The organism is Oleiphilus sp. HI0079, assembly GCF_001635105.1.
On record NZ_LWFT01000580.1, the window covers coordinates 1 to 6073 of the forward strand.

Sequence of the window (6073 nt, forward strand, 5' to 3'; positions counted from 1 at the left end):
GAAAGGCTGACATCAACGCCTACAGCAACGTCAGCTCCCCTAACGCGACTTGTATACGTTATTCCGGGCGCGTTCGTACTTTTAAAAATATACGGCTTCGTATTCGACAGGGAGCCGGACTGCAACGCTTTTTGATACCAAGGACGGCTCCTAGAATCAAAATCACCAATCACAACAGGCTCGTCGAGTACTTGAAGATCTTCATCTAGAAAATAGTGAACAAGCTTTTTCTCGTTACCAAAAGTTTGATGCACAGCAAAAACCCAACGGTGCGCATCCGTAGCAGCAAGCGCTTTGCGCACCTCACCGCTACTTTCCAAATTGATCAACTGAAGCAAGTCGCCATTGGGATAACCCAAGTAAATCGAATACACCTTGTCGACACGCTTCATCGCATCAGCAAAAGCGTTGAGAGCAGGATGGTTCAAGCCGTAATCCGCTGGCAGCAAATGCTCCTCGTAATCGGCCATCAGCGTAGTCACCGTCTCGGCGCGCTTATCTAATAATGAAATATCACGTTGCGCGTTCTTGGCCACCGTCTCATACAGTTTGTTTGCCGTATTTTGGGCCATCTGCTTACCAAAATAGAATTGCAAACCTGTTGCCACCAACCCCATCGAGCCGCACACCAAGAGCACGCTCGCCATCACCGCGGTTTGTATTGATATTCGGCGATTTTTTTTGTTTTCCATCCTTAGATTCTCTTTAAAGATTTATTTGGCGTGGCCACACGTATTAACAACACGTTCAACGGTTTTAACTTAGCATGTTTTTTGCCCAGACCAATAGCAGAGGAGCGGTCAGCACTTGAAATTCATCACCCGTGACCATATTTCTTTATCAGACAAAGGGAATTCTGAGATAAATCTAGGTAAATGTAGCAAGCAAGCAGTATACTTCTGGTAATCGTGACGACAGAGCATAAATAACGTCACATGAGGCACGAGCGAAAGCAGTTTTCAACTGCTTGCCGGGAATCGACACGGTCGAAACCAAACGCTTTCAGGTTTCATTAGTTTCGGGGGTGATATGGCTTCGACGCTGGTAACGAAACCAAAGGTGCATGCCGAGTGTACAGTGGCACTCGTACTCCAATCGCTGTAATCAATAGTTGCAAATGATGACAACTACGGTGCTCAACTAGCTGCATAAGCAGTGAAAAAGCGCTTTTAGGGTTTCGACCCTAACGGACTGTAACAAGGTGCCTGTACCGCGCTGCAGTCTGTCACTCAGAACAGGACCGCCAAAGGGCATACTCAGGGTCACTTGGTTAAACTTTACTGAGATCGCCAACCACGTCCTGCCCGTTGGGCTGTGGAAGGTTAAACTAATTAACGGAATCTAAGCATGTAGAGCCGATGGCAGAGTGCTGACGGACGCGGGTTCGACCCCCGCCACCTCCACCACTTGCAATACCGGCCTAGACCTCTCTAGGCCGGATATTTCCTATAAAGATCAACCACTTGAACATGAGCAGATAACATCTGCGACTGTCTCAAGCGGTCTTAATTCGCCTCAAAAACGGCACGAAAATGACACGAGAGCGGCACAAGACGCGCTCGATCAGCTGGGGACAAGGGAATGTAAACCCTTCCGAAATGCAATTCTCGGCGAATTTTCTCTCTTCAAAGCCTTCCTAGTTAAAGAATATATTCGCGTTGCCAATGACGAATCATACGTCGAAGCCAATCAGCGGCTACTCAAGCGCGTTAAAGGAACACTTAATCCCGCGCTTTGGTCATATGTTTTTATCAGAGCTAAAGCCTGCTGATATTCGACACTGGATAGCTTCGTTATCGATCTCGAACAAACGCATTAACAACGTGCTTGTTCCGTTACGAGCTGTCTATGCCGAAGCGCTAGAAGATGACCTCATCGCCAAAAACCCGTTAACGAAAATCAAAAACCTTAATGTCGTTACGAGAGAGCCGCTACCTTTTAACGATAACGAAATTGAAGCGATATACAGCCAACTAGAAGGCAATGACTTAAACCTCATTACCTTCGCCTTCGAAACCGGCTTACGCACCTCTGAGCTAATCGCTTTGCAATGGCAAGATATCGATTTCGACAACAAACGCATATACATTCGCCGCGCCATTGTTAGAGGTCAAACCAAACAACCGAAAACCAAAAGCGGCGTTCGGACTGTCGATCTTAGTCAACCGGCAATTGACGCTTTACTAAATCAGCAGCAGTACAGCGTTAAGCCTTTCGTCTTTTTCGACACCAAAACCGAGAAAGTACTAAACGATAAAAAGATTCGTGAGCGTATCTGGAAAGCCGCCCTCAAAAAGGCAGGCGTCCAGTATCGCGAGCCCTACCAAACCCGACATACCTTTGCATCGCGCCATCTTAGCAACGGTAAACCGATTATCTGGGTATCGCTTCAAATGGGGCACTCTAACCCGAATATGACAACTAGCCGATATGCGAGGTGGATTGTATGACCATATCAGAAACGGTGGAGATCAGTTTGCGTACAAATATAAGTACAAGTACAATAATAGGTACAATGAATTCAAAGGATTTAGCTATGGACACTTTGAGCTATTCAGCGTTCCGCAATCAACTAGCCGGTACGCTCGATAAAGTGAATGATGACCACAAGCCCGTTATGATTACGCGTCAGAACGGTAAGCCTGCCGTAGTAATGAGCTTAGAAGACTTCCAAGCTTACGAAGAGACCGCTTATTTAATGGCAAGCCCTAAAAACGCAGAACGTTTAAACCAAGCAATTGCTGAAATCGAAGGCGGCAAAGCGAAGCAACACGGGCTAATTGAAGAGTGATTTTATCTTGGGCTGAAACAGCTTGGGAAGACTACTTGTATTGGCAAAAAACCGATAAGAAAACTCTCAAGCGCATTAACACCTTAATTAAAGACATTAAACGCCAACCATTCGAAGGGCTGGGCGACCCAGAGCCCCTTAAGCATAACTGGTCAGGCTATTGGTCTCGCAGAATCGACAGAGAGCACCGGCTGGTTTACAAGGTTACAGCAACCGAAGTAATTATTGCTCAGGCTCGTTACCACTATTAAGCTGAGGTTTTAAACGTTCCTCGACAACATTAGTATCAGGCACCCATTGAGCCACAAGACTTTTAGCTTCATTACTCGCTACCTCTCACAAAAATAAATGCGCCCCCCTTTTTCTCCCCAAACAACCCTAATTGCAAAAGGGTAGCAATGAAGGCAAGCAAGCACGATACGCAGATTGTATGGAGTACTATAAGTTCCTAAGATATATTCGAACCTCAGCCAAAAAAAGGAAGCAAAAAAAGCATGGAGCAAAACGCACGCTGGAGCCGACCGGCACTTGTAAGTTTCTTACTTGATATCAAAAGTGACTCAAAAGCTAGATTCAGATTGGGAGCATGCGTAACAATCCTAGCTCTTCTTTGGATTAGTGAAGACTTCATGTCAGCACTGATCTTAGCGGCTTACGCTGCTCTTATTCTTGGTTCAGTCGCCCTTGCCTGTGATCTGGTTTTTATGCTGAAAAAATACTTAAACGTCAGTGCGTTTACGCTTTCTTTTCTGGCCACTTACTTAATTATCACGCTAGGGTCAGCGCTGATCATTGATCGACCTAAGGCGGTTATCCTTCTATTGCTGCCATCTATATTGGTCGCAAACTTAGTTGGCAGTCGTGTTCCAAAGAACGGAAGAACGCTCAACAAAGCGGCTGAGGAGGTTGAAGGAGGCGAGTAGGTAAAAAATAAATGCGTCCCCTTTTTTTCAATGCGTCCCCTTTTTTTCCTGTTACATGGTCAACGCTAAATAGACGAGCCGCAAAAATTGGAATTTAGAGATTATGGAAGAACCAAACTACGCCAATTACAGCCAGAGCGAGCTGTTATACGCTTATGACCACATTGACCGTCAAAAGCACCCCGAACGCTTTGAGCAGATAAAGCTGCATCTCTCCAAATTTGACGAATCTGAAAATAGTGATGAAGAAGACAGCACAATCGACGATCTACAGGGAAAGCCTGGGAAGTTCCAAATCACTCTCTATAGCAAAGCGGCTATTTCAATAAGAGTTGTTTTAGCCTTACTATCAATCCCATTTTTTTATGAGGTCTATTTAAATATAACGTCAGGGGTCGCATATTCAAAACGCCCTTTGAACACCCCCTATTCTATTGATGCGTCAGCTTTCGACTTTTGGCTGCAAACATCGAGAGAATTTGCTATTGGTTTCCTGTTTCTGTGGGTTGCATTTGTCGTGATCAAAACCAAGAAGGACGAAATCGAAACGGCCAAGACTACGGGCGCTAAGGCGTATCAAAAATAAATGCGTCCCCTTTTTTCCCTTCACGCCATTTAAGCAACGGTAAACCGATTATCTGGGTATCACTTCAAATGGGGCATTCGAACCCGAATATGACGACAAGTCGGTATGCGAGGTGGATATCATGAAGCAAAGAAAACTGAACCCTAAGACACTATGCCCACCTCCAAAAAGTAGTTACAACAACACGCGTAAAAAGGAGTACGACCCAAGGTAGTTTATATGCGAAGCATGTAGGCATATTTTCAACTCTTCCTTACCAGGCGCCCCTACACGCTCAAGACCATTCGATGTCCAGAGTGCGGATACAACGTTTCTACTGAGATGCCGCGGACGCCATTACGAGCGTAAAACCTATCCTAACAGAACGCTTAAGTTATTCTTTTTTTTACAAATTCCGTCAACCGGGCGTCTGCAGACAAATGAATTCCTATGGTACTAAATGCCGACTGAAAACTCTCAAGGCTGTGTCTCGCCGAAATCACGGAAGTTTCGCGCCGAGCAAAGTCAAAAGTAGCGTCGATCAACGATTGCAACTCGCCCAGGCCATATACATAGGAAATTACGTCCAATTCGACTACAACATATGTTGAATCATTTACCTCATCCTTGAGAGCCGAAAGCCTAGCATGGTTAATTTGAAGCTTACGTAAGATATGCGCTAGATGCTCGCCTATGGCAGGAGTTGAGAAAGATATGCATTCCTTGAAGACCATTATATCCGCATGCGGTAACTCGGGGCAGTCACCACGAACTTTCGTGCCTTTTGAAGTAACAACAATATTACGCACCCCTCCAAGGAATGCAGCGCATTTTTTATTGTATGCGGTCAGATCACTCAATGCCTGAGGCAAAAAAGCCCTATTTGCCTCAAAGTTTCTCTGTCTTTGTTTATTTGAGCTATACGTAGCCGCCCAATAAATTACGATACTTGAAAAAAATGCTAAAACGCCAACGTTTAAGCTTTGCCAGCGCTCCCAAACCCGCTGTACATGACTCCAGCTACCCACCGTAAAAGGATGCACAAACATTGAATAAGAGTAGGTTATCAAAAGTGCAAAGCCAATAAACCACAACTCCTTTTTATATGGAGGTAATATCTTCTTAAAAGAACTATCCTGAATACCCTTCGAGACCTTTAATGCCTTGAACAAATCGAAACAGAAAAGCCCCGATATAACGAGAAGACCAAGCGAGTTAGATATTATCTGCAGATACTGCGTGTCGTAGTATTTAGATGAGCATTTGCCAAACGCCGCAATTTCTTGTGTCCCCATACAATGATCAGCCAAATACTGTCCGTAATTTGATCTCTTCGCCAATATTAATTCCATGGATTCGTGGTTAAGGGTCCAATACGAATAAAGGACTACGCCCGCGGCAAAAATAAAAAATAGCAAAATAACACTAACTAGCTCTCTTACTATCTGCTCTTCTCTTTTAACGAAGTTGACAGCATAGAATCCACACGAGGCGAAAAGAGCGCAAAAACCTATTGGCGCTATGAAGAAATCGAATGCAATTACCCATTTGTTTTCCGAGAAAGTTTTAAGTGCCTGTAGCTTCCAATCGTCATCGACTCGAATGTGTCTAAAAAACCATTGAATGTTGCAAACAACGAATATCAATATGTAACGACGAGATAATCGAAAAAACTCCTTCTGAAGAGGCATAACCTTCAAATCCCTGTAAAAGAACTAGTAGTAGAGTAAATAGGTAATCGAATTGAGATGTAAGCAACACGATCTTTTTTATAATACCTTCATAACAGAGACT

At 44.4% G+C, this 6073-nt stretch carries 7 protein-coding genes and 1 other RNA gene; 6 read left to right on the plus strand and 2 right to left on the minus strand.

The window, feature by feature from the left end; genetic code table 11:
• Window positions 1–692: hypothetical protein (locus A3750_RS09755; RefSeq protein WP_156498510.1), on the minus strand; the 692-nt coding region annotated here is incomplete at its 3' end.
• A 328-nt stretch (window positions 693–1020) separates the two neighbouring features.
• Here A3750_RS09755 and ssrA point away from each other — a divergent pair.
• From ssrA to A3750_RS09785, 6 genes are all read left to right on the plus strand, one after another.
• Window positions 1021–1406, plus strand: a transfer-messenger RNA (tmRNA) gene (ssrA, locus tag A3750_RS09760).
• 258 nt (window positions 1407–1664) lie between these two features.
• On the plus strand, window positions 1665–2450 hold the full coding sequence (locus A3750_RS09765) for a site-specific integrase (RefSeq protein WP_068463736.1): 786 nt from the start codon (window positions 1665–1667) through the stop codon (window positions 2448–2450).
• Window positions 2451–2536: 86 nt separating this feature from the next.
• Complete coding sequence (locus A3750_RS09770) at window positions 2537–2791, plus strand: type II toxin-antitoxin system Phd/YefM family antitoxin (protein WP_068458822.1); 255 nt, start codon at window positions 2537–2539, stop codon at window positions 2789–2791.
• Complete coding sequence (locus A3750_RS09775) at window positions 2788–3042, plus strand: Txe/YoeB family addiction module toxin (RefSeq protein ID WP_068458812.1); 255 nt, start codon at window positions 2788–2790, stop codon at window positions 3040–3042. The genes A3750_RS09770 and A3750_RS09775 overlap by 4 nt, the downstream gene beginning before the upstream one ends.
• A gap of 378 nt (window positions 3043–3420) precedes the next feature.
• Entirely contained in the window at window positions 3421–3714 is a 294-nt protein-coding gene (locus tag A3750_RS09780) for a hypothetical protein (protein ID WP_156492718.1), read from the plus strand.
• A 103-nt stretch (window positions 3715–3817) separates the two neighbouring features.
• Window positions 3818–4300, plus strand: a complete 483-nt coding sequence (locus A3750_RS09785; RefSeq protein ID WP_068458814.1) for a hypothetical protein — start codon at window positions 3818–3820, stop codon at window positions 4298–4300.
• Window positions 4301–4668: 368 nt separating this feature from the next.
• Here A3750_RS09785 and A3750_RS09790 read toward each other — a convergent pair whose 3' ends face one another.
• Window positions 4669–5970, minus strand: a complete 1302-nt coding sequence (locus A3750_RS09790; RefSeq protein WP_068458815.1) for a hypothetical protein — start codon at window positions 5968–5970, stop codon at window positions 4669–4671.
• Window positions 5971–6073: the final 103 nt, after the last annotated feature.

Coding starts and splice junctions, on each gene's coding strand:
- A3750_RS09765 (WP_068463736.1), top strand. CDS start 1,665: ATGACGAATCATACGTCGAAGCCAATCAGCGGCTACTCAAGCGCGTTA.
- A3750_RS09770 (WP_068458822.1), top strand. CDS start 2,537: ATGGACACTTTGAGCTATTCAGCGTTCCGCAATCAACTAGCCGGTACG.
- A3750_RS09780 (WP_156492718.1), top strand. CDS start 3,421: ATGTCAGCACTGATCTTAGCGGCTTACGCTGCTCTTATTCTTGGTTCA.
- A3750_RS09785 (WP_068458814.1), top strand. CDS start 3,818: ATGGAAGAACCAAACTACGCCAATTACAGCCAGAGCGAGCTGTTATAC.
- A3750_RS09790 (WP_068458815.1), bottom strand. CDS start 5,970: ATGCCTCTTCAGAAGGAGTTTTTTCGATTATCTCGTCGTTACATATTG.